The organism is Bdellovibrio sp. NC01, assembly GCF_006874625.1.
GTDB lineage: Bacteria > Bdellovibrionota > Bdellovibrionia > Bdellovibrionales > Bdellovibrionaceae > Bdellovibrio.
This window is the reverse complement of sequence record NZ_CP030034.1, coordinates 2,967,726-2,990,127: the sequence shown is the minus strand read 5'-3', so window position 1 is coordinate 2,990,127 and position 22,402 is coordinate 2,967,726. Positions and strand designations below refer to the sequence as shown.

The window sequence follows — 22,402 nt, the reverse complement described above, 5'->3', positions numbered from 1 at the left end:
GAGAGGTGCATATGGTCGAAATAGAACCTCAGAGACGTCAACCCCAACGCATTAATAAGCAAGATATGCGCAAGCCTCAACCTCGCGAACATCAAGAAGTTGTCGAAGGAATGACTGAGCGCGATCACAAGTCAGAAGATTATAAAGACAGCCCGTTAAGAATTTTTATGGGCACAGAGATCTTTCTTTTAGTTGCTGGCCTAGTCATCGGCGCTGTCTATTTTTTCTTTTTTCGGCAGTAGGATTTCATATTTTTAAATAGCACTTCTGCCGAAGTGCTTCGGGGCTCGCCTATGGACGCTGTTGTAACCGTTTTAGCTTTACTCGTTGTGGTTTGTATAGGCCTGGGAATTTATTTTCTCAGAGAGCGCGCCCAAGTGGAAAAAAAGCTTAAGACCCAAGGCGACGCCTTGCGGGTCAGCGAAGATCGCAATCGCTCTTTCATTGAATTGGCTAATGATGCATTCATCGGGATGGATCAAAGCGGTAATATTTCTGACTGGAATCGCCAGGCGGAAAAAATCTTTGGCTGGCGCCGTGACGAAGTTATTGGTAAACAGCTTGCCGATACTGTTATTCCAGAAAAATATCGTGAATCTCATCGCAAAGGCTTGGCGAAATATCTTGCCACAGGTGAAGGACCGATACTCAATCATCGTATTGAAATAACGGGCATGCATAAAAGCGGTCGCGAAATTCCCATAGAGCTGACTGTGTATCCCATTCAACACCAAGATATGAAAATGTTCGGTTCATTCATTCACGATGTGACTGAAGAACGTCGTCTTGAACGAATTCAAATGACCAGATTAAAAGTGGCAGAGATTTTGTCGCGCGTAGAAACCTTGCATGATGCTGTTCCTGAATTACTTCGTCATATTTGCGAAGCAATGGATTGGGGTGCCGGCAATTTCTGGCTTAAAGATTCTTACGATAGTGAACTGCACTGTATTGAAACTTGGGCAGCGAACGATCCGCAGATGATCAGATTCCAAAATCGGTCAAAGCAAACACGTTTTAAACGTGGGCAGGGTTTACCAGGGCAAGTATGGCAAAGTGGACAATTCACGTGGATCAAAGATTTAGATCTCGATGGTAATTTTACACGTAAGAAAGAAGCTCAGGAGGCGGGCTTTAAAAGCGGGTTGGCCTTTCCTCTTAAAACTTCTGATGACAGTGTTCTTGGCGTGATGGAATTTTTCAGCACGGGAAATGATCCTGACGGCTTGCAAATTATAGATTTGGTAAAAGATCTTGGTAACTATATTGGGTTGTTCTTGCATCGCAAACTTGCTGAAGAAAAACTCAATCGCATCTATCAAGAACTGGAAGGCAAAGTCAAAGAGCGCACCAAAGATCTTGCAGAAGCCTATGAACAAGCACAGAGTGCGAATCGCCTGAAAGATGAGTTCTTAGCAACGGTATCTCATGAGCTGCGCACCCCACTGGGAGTCATTTTAGGTCACAGCGACATGTTGTTAGATGGAAGTTTATCTCGCGACGAACAAATTGTTTCGCTGCAAACCATTCACCGAAACGCACGCGCGCAGCTACAAATTATTAGCGACTTGTTAGATGTTTCACGAATCATCACGGGCAAAATGCAGTTAGTGTTAGGACCTGTTGATTTAGCTTCGGGAATTCAACTTGCGATTGATTCAATTCGTATTGCGGCTTCTACAAAAAATATCGAAATCATTGCCGACATCGAGCCCGATATGGGACCCGTTCGTGGCGACACCAATCGCCTACAGCAGGTATTGTGGAATTTGTTAGCCAATGCTGTGAAGTTCACGCCTAAAAATGGCAAAGTAACAGTCGCACTTAAACGCATTAATTCTCGAGCGAAAATTGAAGTCACGGATTCAGGTCGTGGGATTGATCCCGCTTTTCTGCCGTATATTTTCGAACGCTTCCGTCAAGAAGACGCGTCGACGACGCGAAGATTTGGTGGTTTGGGTTTGGGCTTAGCGATTGTCAGACATCTTGTGGAAGCCCATGGGGGAACCATTGATGCTTCAAGCCCTGGCGTTGATCGCGGTTCAACATTTACAGTGACATTGCCGTTGATGGCCTTTTGGAAAGAAAAAGATCCGCATTATGTGCGCTATCAGCCGACACGCAATGATAACAACACTGAAGGGGCCCGTCTTGATGGTGTTAAAATTTTAGTAGTGGATGATGAAGCCGATACGTTGACGATGTTAGGTTTGATCATGCGCCGCTCAGGAGCGACTCCATTTCTGGCTTCATCGATGCAGGAAGCTTTACAAAAGTTCAAAGACGTTGAACCCGAAATTGTTATCAGCGATATCAGTATGCCTGAACATGATGGTTACGAACTTATTCAACGTCTTCGCGAAATGCCGGGTGGGCGGGATGTTCCATGTGTGGCCTTGACAGCTCACGCCCGTGAAGATGAAAAACGCAAAGTCCTTGAAGCTGGATTTAATCGTCATATTTCAAAACCTGTTGAACCCGCACAATTGACTGAAGCGGTCTTCGAGCTCGTTTCTACAAGTCCACAGCCATGGAAAAAACCTTTGGGACCCACACAGCTCTCGGATTCTCTGTAGGAGCACTGTATTATCCCGTGACCTTCTTCACAGACAGGCTAGATTGAATACCCATGAATACAAAGCATTGGTGGAAAGAAGCCACAGTTTATCAGGTGTATCCGCGTAGTTTCATGGACTCTAACGGCGATGGGATGGGTGACATTCAAGGTGTCATTTCAAAACTCGATTACCTTAAAGATTTGGGTATTGATGTTATCTGGATTTGCCCGATCTATAAATCTCCACAAGATGACAACGGTTATGACATCAGCGACTACCAAGACATTCATCATGAATTTGGTACGATGGCGGATTTCGATCAATTGCTGAAGGAAACTCATCGTCGTGGGATGAAGTTGATCATTGATCTTGTGATCAACCACACGAGCGACGAACATCCGTGGTTTATTGAATCACGTTCATCAAAAGAAAATGCGAAACGCGACTGGTATATCTGGCGTGATGCTAAAAACGGCAAAGAGCCGAATAACTGGGAAAGCATCTTTGGCGGTTCTGCATGGAAGTTTGATGAACTGACTCAACAATATTTCATGCACATCTTTTCTGCAAAACAGCCCGATCTGAATTGGGAAAATAAAGACATGCGTGAAGCGGTCTATAAAATGATTCGCTGGTGGCTTGATAAAGGCATTGATGGTTTCCGTATCGATGCGATCAGCCACATTCGTAAGGAACCAGGTTTGGCTGATATGCCAAATCCTCAAGGCCTAGAATACGTTCCGTCGTACGCAAAACATATGAACGTCACAGGCGTTCAAGACTACATCAAGGATCTTTGCCAAAACACTTTTGTTCACTACAACATTATGACTGTGGGTGAAGCGAACGGGGTTTCCGCAGAAGGTGCGGAAGAGTGGGTTGGTGAATCTCAAAAAAAGTTCAACATGGTCATTCAATTTGAACATGTCGGTTTGTGGGATACGAATCCTGAAAAGCGCATCGACTTACACAAGGTCAAAGATGTGTTTAATCGTTGGCAAAAAGGCTTGGAAAACCGTGGTTGGAATGCGTTGTTCGTAGAAAACCATGATGTTCCAAGAATCGTATCGAAATGGGGAGACACGCAAAAATTCTGGCGTGAAAGTTCCACTTCGATCGCAACAATGTATTTCTTGATGCAAGGAACGCCGTTTATTTATCAAGGTCAAGAAATTGGCATGACGAATACGACGTTTGAAAAAGCAGAAGACTTCAATGATGTCTCTGCCAAGAACACTTTCACGATCAAACGCAAGCAAGGTGTTTCTGACGCTGAAATCATCAAAGAATTGACACCGGCTTCTCGTGATAATGCGCGAACGCCGATGCAGTGGAATGCTTCTGCGAATGCAGGTTTTTCGACGGGAACTCCGTGGTTGAAAGTGAATCCGAACTTTAAGCAAATTAACGTTCAGGTTCAGCATGAACAAAAAGACTCTGTTTTGAATTACTACCGTAATTTGATTCGTGTCAGAAAAGCAGATCCGATTTGGGTGTATGGTTCGTATGCTCCGGTGATGAATGAAAATGAACAGATCTATGCTTACACACGAACTCTTGACGGTAAGAAAGCACTGGTGATCGCTAATTTGACGGGTAAGGAGGCAAAATATGATTTCGCGCAGTTGCCGTTGTCATCGCAGTCATTATTGCTAAGCAACTATCCGGTCGATAAGCATGAAGGTGTGACAAGTTTCACATTAAAACCGTTCGAAGCACGAGTTTACAAATTCTAAAAAAGAAAAAGCCCCGCTACAAACGGGGCTTTTTTATTATTTCATTCTATCTACTGTTCTGATCAATTCTGGATTTCCATATTGATGCCAATAAGGATAAATCGGTTTTCTTGCGCTGACTTTATCAAGACGAGCTTCTTGTTCTGGAGTTAATTTCCAACCAACGGCGCCAAGGTTTTGACGAAGTTGTTCTTCGGTGCGTGCGCCGATTACCAGGCTTGTCACTGTAGGACGATTTAATACCCAGTTCAATGCCACTTGTGGAATTGTTTTGCCAGTTTCGTTTGCGATCTCTTCAAGTACGTCGACGATATCGAAAAGTTCTTCTGATTTTGACGACACAACGAAATCAAGTTGCGCGGAACGGCTGCCAGTTGGCGGCGGCGAATTGCGACGTACTTTTCCTGAAAGTGCACCACCAGCCATCGGACTCCACACAAATGTCGCAACACCTTGATCTTCAGCTAAAGGCATCAATTCCCATTCGTACTCACGACCTGCTAAAGAGTAATACGCTTGATGAGCGATATAACGACTCCAGCCATAGCGTTCAGAAACGGAAAGCGATTTCATTAAGTGCCACCCAGAAAAATTCGAGGCACCAATGTAGCGAATTTTTCCCGCTGTCACTAAATCATCCAAGGCGCGCAAAGTTTCTTCAACCGGTGTAGAAGAGTCAAATCCGTGCATTGTATAAAGATCGATATAATCTGTTTTAAGTCGTTTCAAACTCGCTTCGCATTCGCGAATGATGTTGAAGCGGGAAGAACCAATTTGATTCGGACCATCGCCCATGCGGAAAGTTGATTTTGTGGAAAGAAGAAGTTTGTCTCTTTTGCCTTCAATGGCTTCACCAAGAATCGTTTCCGACAAACCTTGCGAGTAAACGTTTGCTGTATCAAAAAGATTGATTCCGTTATCCAGGCACAGGTCCACCATGCGACGTGCTTCTTTAACGTCCGTGCTACCCCACGCTTTGAAGAACTCATTGCCGCCACCGAATGTTGCCGTACCAAAACTTAAGACGGGAACTTCGAAGCCTGCTGATTTAATTTTTCTATATTCCATGTGTATCTCCTGACATGGATCATAGAATCAACAGGCTTGAAGCACAATGCTCCCTTTACGAAATCAGTTTTTCTGTTTTAGAAACAATTCCGGCAACTCGTGCAATTACTTTGTCTCGACCGGGTAAATGCGGTTGATATTGTCCGCGAACTCCATCATGACATCTTTGATCTGGTCTATCTTTTCAACTGGCAGACGATTAAATAGTACGGCCCATGAAGATCCGTCGGCTCTACGAATATAGTATGTCAGCGTTCCGGTTTCTAACGCACCAGCATGTGAAATCACTTTGCCATCTTCAGCAGAAACAAAACCCATTGATGCTGTTGGATTGCCAATGTTGGAAACGGGCTTCGTCATGATGCGAATTGTTTCAGGCTTCAACAGCTGAGGCGCACCAGAACCTGGTGTCACAGCATTCAAGAATTTGACAAGATCACTTGCTGTTCCTAACCAACCACCGTGACCATCCATGGTGTGAAATGAAAAACCATTGTAGGCCATAGGGCCGACGGTTTTACCATCCAATGCAGAAGTGATGTCGGGGTGGCGGGGATCATCGTAGTATTTTGCTTCATCAGCACGACGATCTTTCAAAGTGTTTCCGGCGATCGCCATATCTGTGATGCCGATAGGTGCAAATAAATGCTTCTGCACATAAGCTTCATATTTTTCGCCGCTGACATTTTCAATCACACGAGCTAAAACGTTATAACCGAAGTTAGAGTAGTGATACTCTTTACCCGGTTCAAGATCCAACTTCTGATATTTGAGAACGTAACGAATGATGTCTTTTGCGCTAGCAGGGGACTTCACATGCAGTTTTTTTGCAATTTTATAAGTTTCATATTGAGGATCGTCTTCAGGATGCAAGCCGCTTGTGTGTTGCAGAAGATCGCGCAACGTTACTTTTAAAGCGCGTTTGTCTTTGATGTTTTTATATTCCGGCAAATAGCCTTTCGGACCAAAAACAGGTTTGTTCAAAGCGTCTTCGATATTCATGTTTTTTTCTTCAAGAACTTTAAACATTGCAACCGCAGTGATGGGCTTGCTGACACTTGCGATACGAAACACTGTCTGTTCTGTTGCTGGAACTTTATTTTCAACGTCTGCGAATCCAAAGCCTTTAGAATATTCAATTTTGCCGTGACGAGAAGCCGCGAACGAGGCCCCAGGAATATTATGCGCATGAATATAAGAGTTTACATAGGTCGCGAACACATCATCTTGCTTTGGTGTTTTGCTTGCACAAGCGATCAGTGCAAAAGCCGGCAAAGCGAGTAATAAAATCCTTTTCATCCAGAGCTCCTTCATATCAATGAGCTCTAGTTTAGACAAAACAAAACACTGCGGTCACTAAAAACCTCCAGGCCAGGTTTCTGGAAGATCTTGATAGTTCGGTTGTGCCTTAATGGATTTTAAAGCCGAAGTTTGATCGACAAAGACAAAGCAATCATAACGTTGTGCAGGAATTGTCGGCACATAGTTGTGTCCGTGTTGTTCAAAGCTTGGTTGATAAACAACGCCCACCGCACGATGCGGATAAGTCTTTGTTCCAAGCACACCGCTGCGAGCTGTTTCATCAAAGATAGAGTAAAATCTTTTGGCGGCAAAAGCCTCGGCCGCTTGGTGGCAATAATCTTCGAAGGATTTTTTCTTAGCAGGGTATAATGTTGTCACGGTTTCAGGCCCGTCCCACGCAGGCCCCGCAAGCACATCGCCTTCATAAGTACCAAAGCCCACAAGTTTCACGTTTGTTTCACCAAAGCGTTCTCGCGCAAGCCCGCCAAGATTAACATAGCCAGCGTCCTTCATATCGGTTGCACGGTAATCACCTATATGGGTGTTGTGTGCCCATACGATACATTTACTTTGTTCACCAGCGCGACGTAATAAAATATCTAAAGTATCCATCATGTGATTATCGCGGACGTTCCAGGACTCGGGTCCACCAAAGATCATTGCGCGATAGTAGCTTTCGGCATTACTGATAATACGCGCGTTTTGTTGGGCATCGAATAGCTGGTCATCCGCTTTGCTAAAGTCATTGATTCTCACTGTCAGCAAATTGCGAAGATTGCTAAGGACTTCCTGACGACAACCTTCAGGAAACTGAAGCAGATAGCGTGCATACGCTTTTTCATCACGGCTAAAAGGATCAAAGCAGGCATAGCGTTCTTGTAAAATGCCTGCAAGTTCGGGTCGGTTTTGCTTAGCCCACGCATTTACGGAATCTATTGATTCAAATAAAGAGTAAACATCCAAACCATAAAATTCGGTTTTTAATTTCTTCATTGATTCGATCAAACGTGCCGTTTCGTGATTGGCCCACATCCACGTCGGCCAACGCTCAAACTTATGCATGATATCAATGGCGCTTCGTTCCTTTGAGTTTCCCAGTGCATATTGATTCAGTTGTTGGCACGCAGGCCAGTCGCCTTCAACCGCGATAAACTTAAAGCCATACTCTTTCATCAAACGCTCAGAGATATAACGACGGATACTGTAGAACTCTTCAGTGCCATGACTGGATTCGCCCAGCATCACAACTCGCGTTTTACCCAGGTGGTCGATCAGCGCTTCCCAGCTTTGAGGGCCTCGAACGGGCATGCTACAGTCTGCGATTTCTTGCACGATATCGTCAGGTCCCGAATTTTTGGATGCAGAAGAATGATGCGCAGAATGTATTTTTCTTTGTTGCATCAAAGTTTTCACTTCGTCATCGCTGACTTGATCGAAGTTTTGATACCATTCGCCGACGGCGGCAAAATTTTCTGGTGTTTCAAGGCAGATCACGTCATCGGCAATAGCTTGTAATTGATAAACTGAATCACGTGCTCCGACGGGTGCAGCAACAATCACTTTGGCAGGATTTTTAGCGCGAATGAATTTGATTGCGGTAATTAAGGTTGTACCTGTCGCGATGCCGTCATCAATTAACAGAACTGTCTTGCCAGCAATATGCAAGGGTGTTGCAGAGCCGCGCAAGTTTTGCATTTGTTTGCGGATTTCCTGAATTTTTTCATTAGCAATTTCCTCGATGGCCATTTTATTAAGTCCATGCAGCGTTAGAAGACCTTCATTTAATATCGGTTTTTGATCTTCAGACACAGCCCCAACAGCATATTCAGGATTGCGAGGTGCTCCGATTTTTTTCACCATAATCAAGTCGAGGGGCGCATGGAGTTTTTGCGCGACCTCGAAGGCCACCGGAACGCCACCTCGAGGTATCGCAAGAACAACGGGATGCTGCGCTTTGAATGAAAAAAGGCGTTCAGCAAGTTTTTTTCCAGCATCAATGCGATCGCTAAAGATTTTCATAGAACCTTCTTGGTGATGAAACGGGTGCGATAATCAAATGATAAGAACACCACAGGAAATTTCAATGCGACCTTCGCCGTATGTCAGATAACGTTTCTGATTCGTAAATGGTCATCACAAGAAGCTGTTCGTATCCTTGAAGGAAATGAACGGTAGGAGGTGTCTATGGGACAATGTGAGACTTGTGGAAATCATTATAAAAACACATTCAAAGTGACGATGCACACTTCTACCCATGAGTTTGACTGCTTTGAATGTGCCATTCACATGTTAGCTCCGGTTTGCGCGAGTTGCTCTGTGCGAATTCTAGGCCCCGGCGTGGAAGAGGGCGGAATGATTTATTGTGGCGCACACTGTCTGCGTATGGCAGGACACGAGCTTTATGTGAGTGATTTAAACACCCCATCACCATAAAAATTTGCTGCGAAATCACAGTCACAGAGCTATAGTGGGGACTTTCAAGGAAGTCTCTTTTGTATCAGCTGCGCCCTTATCAACAAGAAGCCGTTCAAGCGACGCTGCAACACTTTCGTGTTGAGAAGTCACCGGCTGTCTTAGTTTTGCCGACGGGTGCCGGCAAAAGCTTAGTCATTGCGGAATTGGCGCGTTTAGCGAAAGGTCGTGTGTTGGTTCTGGCCCACGTCCGTGAATTGGTAGAACAAAATCACGCCAAATATATTTCTTTCGGCTTAGAAGCAGGAATTTACTCGGCAGGTCTGGACCGTAAAGAGATGCATCAGAAAGTTATTTTCGGAAGCATTCAATCTATCGCACGGGCACCTGAAGAATTCTTTCACAACTTTTCGTTGATCGTCATCGATGAATGTCATCGTGTTTCGATGGACGGAGAGACGCAGTATTTGCAAGTCATTTCTAAACTACAGAATTTAAATCCCGGTTTATGCATTCTTGGTTTAACGGCGACACCTTATCGTCTGGGCTTGGGCTGGATTTATAATTATCACGCGCAAAAGAAGTTGCAGCAAACCACAGAAGATCGTTTTTTTAAAAAATGTATTTTTGAGCTTTCGATCCGTTATCTGATTAAGAACAAGTTCCTGACTCCACCGGTTAAGATTGATTCACCGGTGGCGTGTTATGATTTTTCGACCTTAAAGCTTCAGCAAGGCCGCTTCGTGATGGCGCAGGTGGAAGCGCTTCTGAAAGATCAAAAGCGTATTACGCCGTTGATTATTAAAAATATTATCGACATGGCTCGGGATCGTGAAGGGGTGATGATCTTCACAAGTTCTGTTAATCACGCCATCGAAATCATGCAGTGTTTGCCTCCGTATGTTGCTGCCTTGGTTGTGGGCGATACCGCTGATGATGAACGTGACGAGATCATCGAGGCCTTTAAACAGAAAAAATTAAAATACCTGGTGAACGTGTCGGTCTTGACGACGGGATTTGATGCGCCTCACGTGGATGTTATTGCGATTCTTCGCCCGACAGAGTCGGTGAGTTTGTATCAACAAATTATCGGTCGTGGCTTGCGTTTAAGTCCCGGCAAAACCGATTGCTTGGTTCTGGATTATACAGGACAAGATCACGACCTCTATTCGCCGGAAATCGATGACGATAAACCTAGCGATAAAGCTGTACCTGTCGAAGTGCTATGTCCAAAGTGCGGTGTGACGAATCACTTTTGGGGTTTGTTAGATCCCGACGGGGAGCTTGTCGAGCATTATGGCCGTAAATGTAAAGCCGCGTTCGAAGATCCCACGACCAAAAAGATGACCGAATGCGATTTTAGATTTCGGTTTAAGAAATGCGATCAATGTGGCGAAGAAAACGATATCGCAGCACGAGTCTGTCATAGCTGCGATCGCATTTTAGTCGATAACGATAAAAAGTTAAAAGACGCTATGATGTTAAAAGATGCACACGTCATGCGTGTTGAAACGATGTCTTTAGAGCAGACCTACGACAAAAAGGGTCATCTGCGTCTGGAAGTCCGTTATTACGATGCCGATGCCCAGGTCTTAAAAGAATATTTTTATCTCAGCACGCCTGAAGATAGCCGCGCATTTTATTTTAATTTCACTCGCATGCACAATCGTTTGCCTGAACAGAAGTTGGCAATCCGTTCTGTGGCGGATGCGATACATAACAAAGATAAATTCCGCATTCCGATGTTTGTGATCGCGCGCAAGCAAAAGCATTTCTGGGCGATCCGCGAAAAGATTTTTGAGTAATCGCATATTTGAAATTCCACATGCACATTTCATTTTACAGCCAGACTTCGAAAACCTTGGCTGAATTTTCGGTTGGTGCTTCACTTCACTGGTATCAATAAAACCAAACAAAAAAAGGGAGTGTACTATGAAGCATTCAAGACTTCTGTGTGTGGTCGTGTCTTTAATGATGACCGTTATGATGTCCTCGGTGGGATTTGCGAATTCAGCGACGAAAGATGTGCAAAAAACGATCGTGCTGGTACATGGGGCCTTTGCTGATGGTTCAAGTTGGAGTGCCGTTATTCCACTCCTGCAACAAAAAGGGTATAAAGTCGTGGCCGTGCAAAATCCGCTGACTTCATTAGCGAATGATACGGATACGGTGAAGCGTGCCTTGGATAATCAAACAGGTCCAGTCGTGTTAGTGGGACATTCCTGGGGCGGAATGGTCATTACAAATTCTGGTGATCACGACAAAGTAAAAGCCCTTGTGTATGTGGCAGCCTTCGCCCCAGACGTGGGAGAGTCTGCGGCAGCGATGTCAGCTAAATATCCGGTGACTCCAGGCTTCAGTAAGCTTGTCGCGGATGCAAAGGGTTATTTCACTTTACCAGAAGATGCGATGAAAGATGATTTTGCTCAAGACCTTCCCGAAGTCGTGACGAAAGTTATGACGGCAACTCAAGGGCCAACATTTGGTGGTTGTTTTGCGGATACTCCAACAGTTGCTCCATGGAAAACCAAACCATCGTGGTATATCGTTGCTGAAAACGATCGCATGATCCAGCCAGATATGGAGCGTGATATGGCGAAAAAGATTAACGCTAAAGTCACAAGTCTAGCGACAAGCCATGTCCCTATGCTTTCAAAACCAGTTGATATTGCAAACGTGATTATCGAAGCGGCTGATTCAATTCAATAGTCCTAGATCATATGACGACATCGACGACCTCGAAGTTGTGTAATCTCAAAATAAGAACTTTGAAATCGGACCTTAACGAAGGCAGCATCTAAAAAGGCTGCCTTTCTTTTTTAATCAAAGAGGTTTGCCTGAGTTTCTGATCTGAGAACGCAAAGCTAAGAGTGAAACAGCATTTTGATTACAATCGTTCCGTCACTTTCCGGCGAGTCTACTTTTAAAGATTTTTTTATTTATATATTCAAAGTTATTAAGATTTCTTGAAGAGATCTGATTTTATTCAGGTTCTTTAGAGCACAAGTGCGACTTTTCTCATAAAACAAATTTCGATTTGATACGTTTTCATTACATCGAAAGAAATGGACTCTGGAGACAGTTAAAACTGTGTAACGATCCATTACAAGTGCTATATGTCCGTTGTCAAAATCCGACAAGTATAGCGTGGAGGATATGAAATCATGAGCAGTACTGCACGTAAAATCGATTTTGAAACGCAGCCAGAACACAGCGAAGACATCAATGTGATGAAGGAAGAAATTAAAGCCTTGAACCGCGCGCAAGCGGTGATTGAATTCGATCTTGACGGAAGAATTCTAAATGCGAACGACAACTTCCTTGCGACAGTTGGTTATAGCTTGGATGAGATTCGCAGCAACCATCACTCTATGTTCTGTGAACCTGCTTATGCCTCAAGTCCTCAGTATCGCGCTTTCTGGCAAGCCTTGAATAAAGGTGAATATGTTGCTGGCGAGTTCAAACGTTTTGGTAAAAACGGTAAAGAAGTTTGGATCAATGCTTCTTACAATCCCATCTTTAATGAAAACGGCGTGCCATTCAAAGTGGTGAAGTTCGCGACGGACGTCACGAAACAAAAAACACAACAATCTGAATTCGAAAGCAAAATTAATGCAATCAGCAGAGTCCAAGCTGTTATCGAATTCCAAAAAGATGGCACGATCGTCACCGCAAATGAAAACTTCACAAACACTGTGGGTTATTCATTGGGTGAAATCCAAGGCAAACATCATAGCATGTTCTGTGATCCTGCTTTTGCTGCCTCTGCTGAATATAAAGAGTTCTGGGCAAAACTAGGTCGTGGCGAGTATGCTGCCGCCGAATTCAAACGTTTCGGTAAAGGTGGCAAAGAGATCTGGATCAATGCCTCTTACAATCCCATCTTCGATGCGGATGGTAAGGTTGTTAGCGTTGTGAAGTTCGCAACAGATATCACAGCAGCAAAAACTAAAAATGCAGAAATCGAAGCGAAACTTGCAGCGATTAGTCGTGCACAAGCTGTCATTGAATTTAATCTTGATGGTTCTATCATTACGGCAAACGATAACTTCACAAACACAGTAGGTTATGCGTTAAACGAAATCCAAGGCCAACATCACAGCATGTTCTGTGATCCTGCGTTTGTGCGCTCTCAAGATTATAAAGACTTCTGGGCGAAATTAGGTCGTGGTGAGTTTGTTGCGGCTGAATTCAAACGCTTCGGTAAAGGCGGCAAAGAGATCTGGATCAATGCTTCTTACAATCCCATCTTCGATGCGAACGGCAAACCATTTAAAGTAGTGAAGTTTGCAACGGATGTGACGGCAGCGAAAATGCGTAACATCGAATTCGAAGGTAAGATGGAAGCGATTTCTAAAGCGCAAGCCGTTATCGAATTTAATTTGGATGGTACTATAATTTCTGCGAATGAAAACTTCCTGAAAACTTTGGGTTATTCAATGGCTGAAATCCAAGGCAAACATCACCGTATGTTCTGCGAAGGTGATTACAGTCGTTCTGCAGATTACGAAAATTTCTGGAAAAAATTGAACAAGGGCGAATTCGATTCAGGTCGTTACTTGCGCGTGGGTGCTGGTGGCAAACAAATCTGGATTCAAGCGACATACAATCCAATTATGGATATGGATGGTCGTCCTTATAAAGTGGTGAAGTTTGCAAGTGATATCACTGAACAAGTGAAACTTGAACAAGCTGTGAAATTGAAAGCAGAAGAAGATCAAAGAAAAGTCGATGAATTGTTAGTGACAGTGAGCAAAGCTTCTCAAGGTGATTTGACAGCGCCAATTACGGTGTCTGGTGTGGATGCTTTGGGTCAGTTGGCATCTGGTATCGATAAAATGATTCAAGACTTGCGCGCAGTTATCGGCAAAGTTGTGATCTCTGCGAATGGTTTTGGCGACTCTTCAAAATCAATTTCAATCCAATCGGATTCAGTGGCTTCAGGTGCCCAAAGCTTGGGTGCGACAGTTGAAGAAATGAATGCTTCCATCGAGGAATTCACAGCTTCAATTGACTCTATCGCTGATAATACGAAAAAAGCGAACGAGCTAGCCAAAGTCACTCAGAAAGAAGCAGAGATCGGTAGCCAAGCTATTGCGAAATCGATCGAAGCGATGGAATTAATCAATAAATCATCTGAAGATATTAGCGAGATCATTAAGGTGATCAGCGAAATCGCAAGCCAAACAAACTTGTTAGCATTCAATGCTGCGATCGAAGCGGCACGTGCAGGCGAGCATGGTCTTGGATTCTCTGTTGTAGCTGATGAAGTCCGTAAACTTGCAGAACGTTCATCACAAGCCACAAAAGAGATTTCTAAATTGATCAACGAGTCCGTAAAACGCGTTGAGCAAGGTAGTTCGATTTCTAAACAAGCCGGTGAAGCTTTCGGTAAGATCGTATCTGGTATCGAAAAAACGACTCAGTCGATCTCTGAAGTTAACGTTGCTGCGGAAGAGCAATCTGAAGCTGCAAAAGGCGTTAGTGCCGCGATCCAACACATCGCGACCGAGTCGGAAAAATCCGCACAGGCTTCTGAAAGTATCGCAAACTCGACACGCAGTCTGGTGAGTGGTGCTGAAGAATTGAATCAAACAGTTTCTAGATTCGTGGTATAAGAATGAGCGAAGCTGCTAAGCATCTATCAGGAGCAACCCTCAGCCGGTTGCTCCTTCTAGTAAAGTCCCATACTGGAATCACGATGGAAGAACGTAAGCGCGAACTTTTGTTCGCGCGTATTCGTCGTCGCCTTCGTGTTTTAAATCTTGAAACTCCAGAGCAATATATCGAGATCTTGGAAAGCAGCGAAGCTGAACGCCAAGAGTTCATTAATGCAGTAACGACCAACGAAACGTTATTTTTCAGAACTCCGTTGGTGTGGGAATATTTTAAAACAGAATTTTTGCCTGAATGGTATGAGCGCAATCGCAATGAAACGATGCGCGTTTGGTCCGCTGCTTCATCTTCGGGGGAAGAAGCCCACAGTATTGCCATGCTTTGTGAAGAATTTAAATTAGCAAATCCTGGCTTCAAATACCGTGTCTATGGTTCCGATATTTCGACAGAAGTATTAGGCGAAGCAAAATCTGGAATCTTTAAAACCAAAAATATTACAGAGCTTAAAAACAAATTCCCGGATTTCTTTGCAAAGTATTTCAGAGCTTTGCCGGATGGGAACTATAAAGCGTTAGAAGTTATTACGAGCAATATCGAGTTTTCGGTTCACAATCTTCACACTCGTTCTCCGAAAAGTCAGTTTTATGACATCGTTTTTCTACGCAATGTTTTGATTTATTTTAGTGATAAAGATCAAGAACTTGTTCTGCACAATGCCCATGGCGCTGTTAAGCCAGGCGGCGTGCTGATTGTCGGAGAGTCCGAGTCTTTGTCGCGCTTAAAAACGGAATTTACGTTTAAGAGACCACTTATCTATAGCAAGGCGGCTGCTTGAAATTAGAAGAGCACCACGTAAAGATCGGTCAGATTAAAGTTGGCACCGAAGGACATATACTCAAAGCGGTCCTTGGATCTTGCGTGGGGATCGCATTGATTTGGAAAAAACAAGGGAAGTGCGCGCTTGCTCACTGTCTGCTTCCATATCCGTGCAATGATAAGACCGGCACAGACGCACGCTATGTGACGGAAACTTTACCGCGCATGCTTGAGCAATTGGGTGCCACGAAAGCGGATTATTCAGATATTCGCGCGGTGATTTGTGGTGGCAGTCAGATGATGGAAGTTGAACAGCAATATACGAAGTTCACAGTGGGCCCAGAGAATTTGAAAATCGCACAGAAGTGCCTGCAAGATCAGCGTATTGAAATTATTGCGATTGAGCCCGGTGGTAATAAAGGGACGAAGATCACCGTCGACTGTGGGGCCGGTTCGTTTGAAGTTGAAAGATTAAAAAAGATAGCTGCTTAAAGAGGACGTTTAATGGAAACAGCAACGCAAAATTCAAAGACATACAGCTTGCAAATGTTTGCCTCATTTCGCTTAGGGCTTTCAGAGCTTGCGATTTCCGTAAAGTCTTTGCAAGAAGTTGTAAACTATCCTGAAAAAGTAACGACGGTGCCATTGGCTCCTCCTTATTTAACAGGCATCTTCAATTTGCGTGGAGCTGTCGTACCTATTATTGATGTTGCTAAAATGCTTGGCATTGAAAGCGATAAGAATGCCTTGAATCGCAAAGTGGCCATTATTTCGTCAGATAAAATTCGTGTAGGATTGTTGTTTGATGCGACTTCTGAAATCTTGAATGTGCAAGAATCAGATATTTCAAGTTTCGAATCGGATCCTGCAAGTCCTCGTGCCGCAATTCAAAGCGTGTTGAAACTTAACGGCGGAGATCGCTTGATTGAAGTGATTGATCCCGCAGCGTTATTTAAAATTCAAAATATCAAAGCATTGATTGAACAATCTAAAAACCAAGTGGTGGAAGTGGCACGCAGTAAATCCAAACGCTGCCAGTGTATTACTTTTAAATCCAACACGATGGAATTTGGTTTGGATATTTCCGCAATCAGAGAAATCATCAAAGTTCCCGAAATCAAACGCAGTGTCTTGGCCGTTGATTATTGCCTGGGGATGGTGAACTTGCGTGGTATGATCATTCCGATTTTAGATTTCGCGAAGTTTTTAAAACTCAGCGACGAAGGCGCCAAAGACATCGAATCAAAACGCATTGTCGTCATGAAGGTGCACAACATCCAAGTGGGTTTCCTGGTTGATTCAGTGGATAGCATCGTGACTTTCTTTGAAGAAGAAGTTTTGCCGATTCCTTTGTTTCAGCAAGAACGTATGGACATGATGCGCGGGATGCTTCCGTATGAAAAAGCTCCAAATGTTATTTTCTTGAATGAACAGCAAATTCTTTCAGATCAAGAAGTTCTTGATATTACTCGCGGCCACGCGTCTCTTTATGGCAAAGCTGAAGATACGGCTGCTGCGAAGAAAAAAGCAGGAGATCGCAAGCCTTATATCTCTTTCAAGCTCGACTATATGTTGTCGAGCCGTCTTAGCAATATTGATGAAATCGCAAAAGTCGAAGAAGAACTCATGCATCCTCCAGGTTATCCAAGTTATGTTGTCGGCATGATGAAAATGCGTGGCGATGTCGTGATGGTCATTGATTTGCGCGGTTATTACGGTCTGACTCCGACAGAAAATCCAATGAACTCGCGCGTTCTTGTGGTTAAGGGCGCAAAGGGCAAGTTCGGACTGCTGGTTGATTCGGTTGAATCAATCGACACGGTCGATGAAGCCAATAAAGTTAAAATCCCGATGTTCCTTGCGAAAGATATCGCCAATCGTTTACAGGGCGATATGAAAGAGGTCATCGAGATGGTCGATATTACTGGGAACAAGAAGACATTCATGATCCTTGATGTTCCAGAGCTTTTAAGCAAACTAGAGGCAGCGTCCGCTGCCTAAGCTTTAGACACCCTCGAAATATATTCCTTAGATTTAGGAACCTCAGCGCTCTTCACAAAAATGAATTATGATGGCGCATCCAATTTTAACGGAGGTTCCTGTGAGACTTTTCGATCTTGGTTGCCTAGCAAGCTTCTTTACTGTGCTTTCTGTAACGACGGTTGCTCATGGTGCTCAACAACAAGCGACACCTTTAAAGCTTAACAATCAAATGGTATCCGTCACTGGACAAGCTCGTGCATCGACTAAATTCGATGTGCTTGCGTTCTATGTTCCAACTTCTAAATACGATAACAGCCAACCTGAATCTGTATGCACTTTCAAAGAAGATGCATGGAGCATGGGTGGTAACGAAAAATCAGTGAAGATCCAAGTGACTGTCGGTGCTGACGGTAAGTACAGTATGCAAGTGCCAACAGCGGGTGTGCGTGGCAAGTGCAACTACTCTTTGGATTCAGTATTTGCTTCGGTCGAAGATGGCGACGTCTATGAAGCTTTGAAATTCCAATCTTCTGCAAGCGTTAAAAAATTGAATGATGATCTTGCGGATGTTGGTGGTGCAGGCGAAATTCCAGCGCTTTCATCTGTCGGTTCTTTGTATTGCCAATTCGCTTCTGAATACAACACAGGTCTTTGTTATAAAGCCGACGGTAGCCTTCCAGATTTAGCGAACGAAATTTCTTCGTCACCAGCGTCTTATACTTTGGATATTAAAGACGTTTCTGAACTGCCAGAGCCGAAGTACTAGTTGGTTCTTAAAAATTGCTGAGATTAAAAAGGAAAAGGGGATGATTGCTCATCCCCTTTTTTAATATAAACGCGCCGAAAAAAATTAATGTTGAGCGTTCGAGTAAATGCGATCTTCGAATGCTGCCAGGGCGGCTTTCGCCCCTTCACCCATCGCGATCACAATTTGCTTGTACGGAGTTGTCGTAACATCACCCGCAGCATAAATGCCTTGGATCGATGTGCGACCTTTCTCATCCACTATGATCTCACCAAATTTTGACAAGTTAACAGTGTCTTTTAAAAACTGGCTGTTCGGTACCAAGCCGATTTGTACGAAGATACCGTCTAGATCCATTTTCTCTGTGGTATTCAAAGAGCGATCTGTGTACTCGATCTGCTGAACCTTATTACCATCGCCCAAAACTTTCTCAGTTCGTGCATTTGTAATGATCGAGCAGTTCGGTAGAGATTTTAGTTTATCGACTAAGATCTGATCTGCTTTCAAAGTGTCGTTGTATTCAAAAACCACAACTTCACGCACGATACCCGCAAGGTCGATCGCTGCTTCAACGCCTGAGTTACCACCACCGATAACCGCAACTTTTTTTCCTTTATAGAAAGGGCCGTCACAGTGCGGGCAGTAAGCAACGCCGCGACCGAGATAATCTTTTTCACCTTCAACACCCAACTCGCGCCATTTAGCGCCCGTTGTAACGATGATGGAATCTGCTGTCAGATGCTCACCACTTTCAAGTTCAATCGCTTTTACTTTGTCAGTGTGAACTTTTTTAACTCGGCGATTTTCAAACACACGAATCGGATAGCTTGCCACGTGTTGATTCAATTGCGCTGCCAATTGAGGACCCTCTGTATAAGTGACAGAGATCAAGTTTTCGATACCTTTTGTTTCTTGCACTTGGCCACCGATTTTTTCAGTGATCATTGCTGTCGACAAACCTTTACGCACGCTATAGATCGCAGCCGATGCACCCGCAGGGCCACCACCGATAACCAAGACGTCAAAGTGACCCAAGTTTTTGTTCACAGGTTCAGAAGGTGCCGCATTTTCATCAACACCGAATGTTTTTTCTAGCTTAGCTAGAAGATCCAATAGTGAAATACGACCCGAATGGAACATTTTAGAATCAGCAACTAAGCTTGGTACACCTTGGATACCCAGTTTTTGAATATCGTCTTGTACGTAACCACCGTCGATGATTTCGTGTTTCATGCTACCGTGAACTAAAGCCATTTGATTCAAAGCTTGTACAACTTCAGGACAGTTTTCGCATGTCAAAGAGATGTAAGATTGAACCGTGATATTTTTATTTAAACGTTTTACGCGATCCACGATCACGCTATCAAGAAGCTTACCTTTACGGTTTGTATTCAAGATCGCAAGAATTAATGAAGTGAATTCGTGACCGCCAGGAATCCCTTTGAAAATGATGCCTGTGTGTTTGCCCTCATAGTTAATATGAAATTGTGGCATAGGGCTTGTGCCAGTATCGTTTTTACGCAAAACGATTTGCGAAGATGTGCTAGCAACATCTTGAAGCATGTCGATAAGATCTTTTTGATCTTCATGAGCGCTGTTTTCGTAAACAAGTTCTACGGGTTTATCAAGAGCTGCGAAGACCGAGGTAAGTTGTTCTTTAAGAGAAGAGTCTAATGACATAACAGCCTCCTTAGAAAGGGAACAGTCAGAGCGGATACAGAGAGAAAAAAGGGTCCCCACCAATTAGGAAATTCAGGAGCGGCGGGGACCACGAGGTCTAATACAATCCGACTTCGTCGGAGCAGGAACTAGATTTTACCAACTAGGTCCAAACCAGGTTTCAAAGTAGATTTACCTGGAGTCCATTTAGCTGGGCATACTTCGCCTGGGTTTGCAGCGATGTATTGAGCAGCTTGAGTTTTGCGGTACAACTCATCAGCGTTACGGCCGATACCGTTGTCTTGAACTTCTGCCAATACGATTTTGCCTTCTGGGTTCACCAAGAAAGTACCACGGTAAGCAAGACCTTCTTCTTCAATGTGCACGCCGAATGCGCGAGTCAATTGGAATGTAGGGTCAGCCAACATTGGGTATTTGATTTTTTTGATTGTGTCAGAAGCATCATGCCATGCTTTGTGAGTGAAGTGAGTGTCAGTAGAAACACCGTAAACTTCTACGCCGATTTTTTGGAAGTCAGCATATTTATCAGCCATGTCACCCAATTCAGTCGGGCAAACGAATGTAAAGTCAGCTGGATAGAAGAAGAAGATTGACCATTTACCTTTAAGGTCATTTGAAGTCACAGTTTTGAAATCACCGTGGTGGAAAGCTTGAACTTTGAAATCAGGTACTTTTGTGTTGATGATAGTTTGCATTTATTCTCCTTAGAATAAGCTAAATGGTTTTGTGCATATCTTTCGTGTTTTAGATTAGCGGAGCAACCCTTTTTAAGGAAATCGATTATAAATATACATTGATAGATATTATCTATTGCGTTAAAATGGCTTAAATAGGAGCGAATCTATGAATCCTAAGGTGAGCTTTTCTTTGACGCAGCTTGAATATGTGATGGCAGTGCATAAATATGGGCACTTTGCGAAAGCCGCAGAGGCCTGCCACGTCACTCAGCCGACGCTCAGCATGCAAATCCAGAAGTTAGAGGAAGATCTAGGTGTGGTTATTTTTGACCGCTCTAAGAAGCCCATCTTGCTGACGTCCATGGGTAAGAAATTGATTTCTCAAATGCAGACGGTGCTATTTGAGTCGAAAAAAATCGAAGCGATTATTCAACAGGAAAGTAAAGGCTCTAAAAAAGGCAGCCTGACCGTGGGAGTGATTCCAACTGTTGCACCGTATTTGCTGCCTCGACTTTTGCCCGTATGTGAAGAGATGTTTCCGGATATGGAGCTGACGATTAAAGAGCTTCAGACGGAACAGATTCTGTTGGCTTTAGATAATGATGAAATTGACGTCGGCATTTTAGCGACACCTTCGCAAACTCCGAAAATGTTTGAGCTGCCTTTATATTACGAGCCGTTTTATGTGTTGTGTGAAAAGACCCATGACTATGCAGCGATGAAGAAGATCAAATACAACGCCCTGGGGATGGATGACGTGTGGCTGCTTGAAGAAGGTCACTGTCTGCGCAATCAGGTTCTTGATTTATGCTCGATCAAAAAAGGCAAGACCGGCGGTCGTCGTTATAAATTTGAAAGCGGCAGTTTGGAAACGTTAAAGAACCTCGTTGATCTTTATGGTGGTTACACTTTGCTTCCGCATTTAGCGACAGAGCATATTGGTTCACGCAGTCAGTTGGTATCTTTTGATCGTCCTATTCCCGCGCGTGAAATTGGTTTGGTGTATCGTCGTGAACACTATAAAAACGAATTGATAGAAGCTCTGGGTGACGCTATCTTGAAAGCAATTCCCGAAGAGCTGCGCAAGATTCGTCAAAAAGATCTAGATGTCTTACCAATCGCTTAAGGTCAGACCTGAATTATTTGATTAAATTTTCGATCACGTGAATAACGTGGTCGATTTTTTTATTCAGATCTGCTTCTGCTTGTATTTTAGTGAAGCTTTTGTGTTTGCCCCAAACTTGCTCCAAAGCTTTTTCACTCTGTAGGCTTTGTTCATAATTATGAAAACGAGTTTGTGCCAAACCGCCGAAATGTTCGGGCTTCGGGAGCTCCATGAACAACACGTGATCGTACGAATTGAGTTCATGTTGATAATCGACGCCGAAATTTTTAAAATAATCTTCCGGCCCCGGTGGCCAGAAACCAGCGCCGTCTAATTTGGCGCGATCCAAAATCATTGTCGGCGCTGAACTTTTTCTAGAAAAAATATCTTCTAGATTTTCTTGCACAGATAGAATCGCTTTTTGAAAGGCCCGGATTTGTTCATTGTCGGTATGGCTCGGGGCGGGGAAGCCACCACTTAACAGCACAACCGCACTTTCCGGAACCAGTACAACTTTATCACCAAAATGTTTTTGCAACGCTTGCAGCGTCGTACTTTTTCCAGAAGAAGGAGCACCCGTTAAAACAATTTTCGTTTTCTTACGCAATGTTGCCATACCTTAAGTGGACGCTCTTTTCGGGTCACATGCAACCAACACATTCACGTTTAATTCGGCGCGTTCTTGACTTCACTTGTGTGGCCTC

18 protein-coding genes are annotated in these 22,402 nt (G+C 43.8%); 12 read left to right on the top strand and 6 right to left on the bottom strand.

The window, feature by feature from the left end:
• The first annotated feature begins 11 nt into the window (after positions 1-11).
• The 3 genes from DOE51_RS14255 to DOE51_RS14245 all read left to right on the top strand — a co-directional run bounded on the left by DOE51_RS14255 (position 12) and on the right by DOE51_RS14245 (position 4,294).
• Complete coding sequence (locus DOE51_RS14255) at positions 12-242, top strand: hypothetical protein (RefSeq protein WP_142697220.1); 231 nt, start codon at positions 12-14, stop codon at positions 240-242.
• A gap of 135 nt (positions 243-377) precedes the next feature.
• Entirely contained in the window at positions 378-2,576 is a 2,199-nt protein-coding gene (locus tag DOE51_RS14250) for an ATP-binding protein (RefSeq protein WP_168196461.1), read from the top strand.
• A 53-nt stretch (positions 2,577-2,629) separates the two neighbouring features.
• Positions 2,630-4,294, top strand: coding sequence for an alpha-glucosidase (locus tag DOE51_RS14245; protein WP_142697218.1), 1,665 nt, complete (start codon positions 2,630-2,632; stop codon positions 4,292-4,294).
• A gap of 36 nt (positions 4,295-4,330) precedes the next feature.
• On the opposite strand, the gene DOE51_RS14240 is transcribed toward DOE51_RS14245, so the two are convergent.
• The 3 genes from DOE51_RS14240 to DOE51_RS14230 all read right to left on the bottom strand — a co-directional run bounded on the left by DOE51_RS14240 (position 4,331) and on the right by DOE51_RS14230 (position 8,683).
• Positions 4,331-5,362: an aldo/keto reductase gene (locus DOE51_RS14240; RefSeq protein ID WP_142697217.1), complete on the bottom strand. Its 1,032-nt coding sequence runs from the start codon at positions 5,360-5,362 to the stop codon at positions 4,331-4,333.
• A gap of 105 nt (positions 5,363-5,467) precedes the next feature.
• Entirely contained in the window at positions 5,468-6,661 is a 1,194-nt protein-coding gene (locus DOE51_RS14235) for a serine hydrolase (protein ID WP_168196460.1), read from the bottom strand.
• Between the two features lie 57 nt (positions 6,662-6,718).
• On the bottom strand, positions 6,719-8,683 hold the full coding sequence (locus tag DOE51_RS14230) for an erythromycin esterase family protein (RefSeq protein ID WP_142697215.1): 1,965 nt from the start codon (positions 8,681-8,683) through the stop codon (positions 6,719-6,721).
• A 165-nt stretch (positions 8,684-8,848) separates the two neighbouring features.
• Between DOE51_RS14230 and DOE51_RS14225 the strand changes: the two genes are divergently transcribed.
• The 8 genes from DOE51_RS14225 to DOE51_RS14190 all read left to right on the top strand — a co-directional run bounded on the left by DOE51_RS14225 (position 8,849) and on the right by DOE51_RS14190 (position 18,257).
• Positions 8,849-9,097, top strand: coding sequence for a hypothetical protein (locus DOE51_RS14225; RefSeq protein ID WP_142697214.1), 249 nt, complete (start codon positions 8,849-8,851; stop codon positions 9,095-9,097).
• 59 nt (positions 9,098-9,156) lie between these two features.
• Complete coding sequence (locus DOE51_RS14220) at positions 9,157-10,881, top strand: DEAD/DEAH box helicase (protein WP_142697213.1); 1,725 nt, start codon at positions 9,157-9,159, stop codon at positions 10,879-10,881.
• Between the two features lie 127 nt (positions 10,882-11,008).
• Positions 11,009-11,785 (top strand): alpha/beta fold hydrolase, encoded by a 777-nt coding sequence (locus DOE51_RS14215; RefSeq protein ID WP_142697212.1) that lies wholly within the window; start codon positions 11,009-11,011, stop codon positions 11,783-11,785.
• Positions 11,786-12,240: 455 nt separating this feature from the next.
• On the top strand, positions 12,241-14,694 hold the full coding sequence (locus DOE51_RS14210) for a PAS domain-containing protein (protein ID WP_142697211.1): 2,454 nt from the start codon (positions 12,241-12,243) through the stop codon (positions 14,692-14,694).
• A gap of 2 nt (positions 14,695-14,696) precedes the next feature.
• On the top strand, positions 14,697-15,527 hold the full coding sequence (locus DOE51_RS14205; protein WP_142697210.1) for a protein-glutamate O-methyltransferase CheR: 831 nt from the start codon (positions 14,697-14,699) through the stop codon (positions 15,525-15,527).
• A complete protein-coding gene (locus tag DOE51_RS14200; RefSeq protein WP_142697209.1) occupies positions 15,524-16,000 on the top strand; it encodes a chemotaxis protein CheD in 477 nt (158 codons plus the stop codon). The genes DOE51_RS14205 and DOE51_RS14200 overlap by 4 nt, the downstream gene beginning before the upstream one ends.
• A 12-nt stretch (positions 16,001-16,012) precedes the next feature.
• On the top strand, positions 16,013-17,509 hold the full coding sequence (locus DOE51_RS14195) for a chemotaxis protein CheW (RefSeq protein WP_246845100.1): 1,497 nt from the start codon (positions 16,013-16,015) through the stop codon (positions 17,507-17,509).
• A gap of 100 nt (positions 17,510-17,609) precedes the next feature.
• The gene (locus tag DOE51_RS14190) at positions 17,610-18,257 is read left to right on the top strand and encodes a hypothetical protein (protein WP_142697208.1); all 648 of its coding nucleotides are present in this window, start codon (positions 17,610-17,612) and stop codon (positions 18,255-18,257) included.
• Positions 18,258-18,341: 84 nt separating this feature from the next.
• Here the strand turns inward: DOE51_RS14190 and ahpF are convergent, their stop codons facing one another.
• Both ahpF and ahpC read right to left on the bottom strand, forming a co-directional pair.
• The gene (gene ahpF, locus DOE51_RS14185; protein ID WP_142697207.1) at positions 18,342-19,916 is read right to left on the bottom strand and encodes an alkyl hydroperoxide reductase subunit F; all 1,575 of its coding nucleotides are present in this window, start codon (positions 19,914-19,916) and stop codon (positions 18,342-18,344) included.
• A gap of 128 nt (positions 19,917-20,044) precedes the next feature.
• On the bottom strand, positions 20,045-20,611 hold the full coding sequence (gene ahpC / locus DOE51_RS14180) for an alkyl hydroperoxide reductase subunit C (RefSeq protein ID WP_142697206.1): 567 nt from the start codon (positions 20,609-20,611) through the stop codon (positions 20,045-20,047).
• A 148-nt stretch (positions 20,612-20,759) separates the two neighbouring features.
• Here ahpC and DOE51_RS14175 point away from each other — a divergent pair, with 148 nt between their 5' ends.
• Positions 20,760-21,719, top strand: a complete 960-nt coding sequence (locus tag DOE51_RS14175) for a hydrogen peroxide-inducible genes activator (protein WP_142697205.1) — start codon at positions 20,760-20,762, stop codon at positions 21,717-21,719.
• 13 nt (positions 21,720-21,732) lie between these two features.
• Here the strand turns inward: DOE51_RS14175 and DOE51_RS14170 are convergent, their stop codons facing one another.
• Positions 21,733-22,314 (bottom strand): ATP-binding protein, encoded by a 582-nt coding sequence (locus tag DOE51_RS14170; protein ID WP_142697204.1) that lies wholly within the window; start codon positions 22,312-22,314, stop codon positions 21,733-21,735.
• Positions 22,315-22,402: the final 88 nt, after the last annotated feature.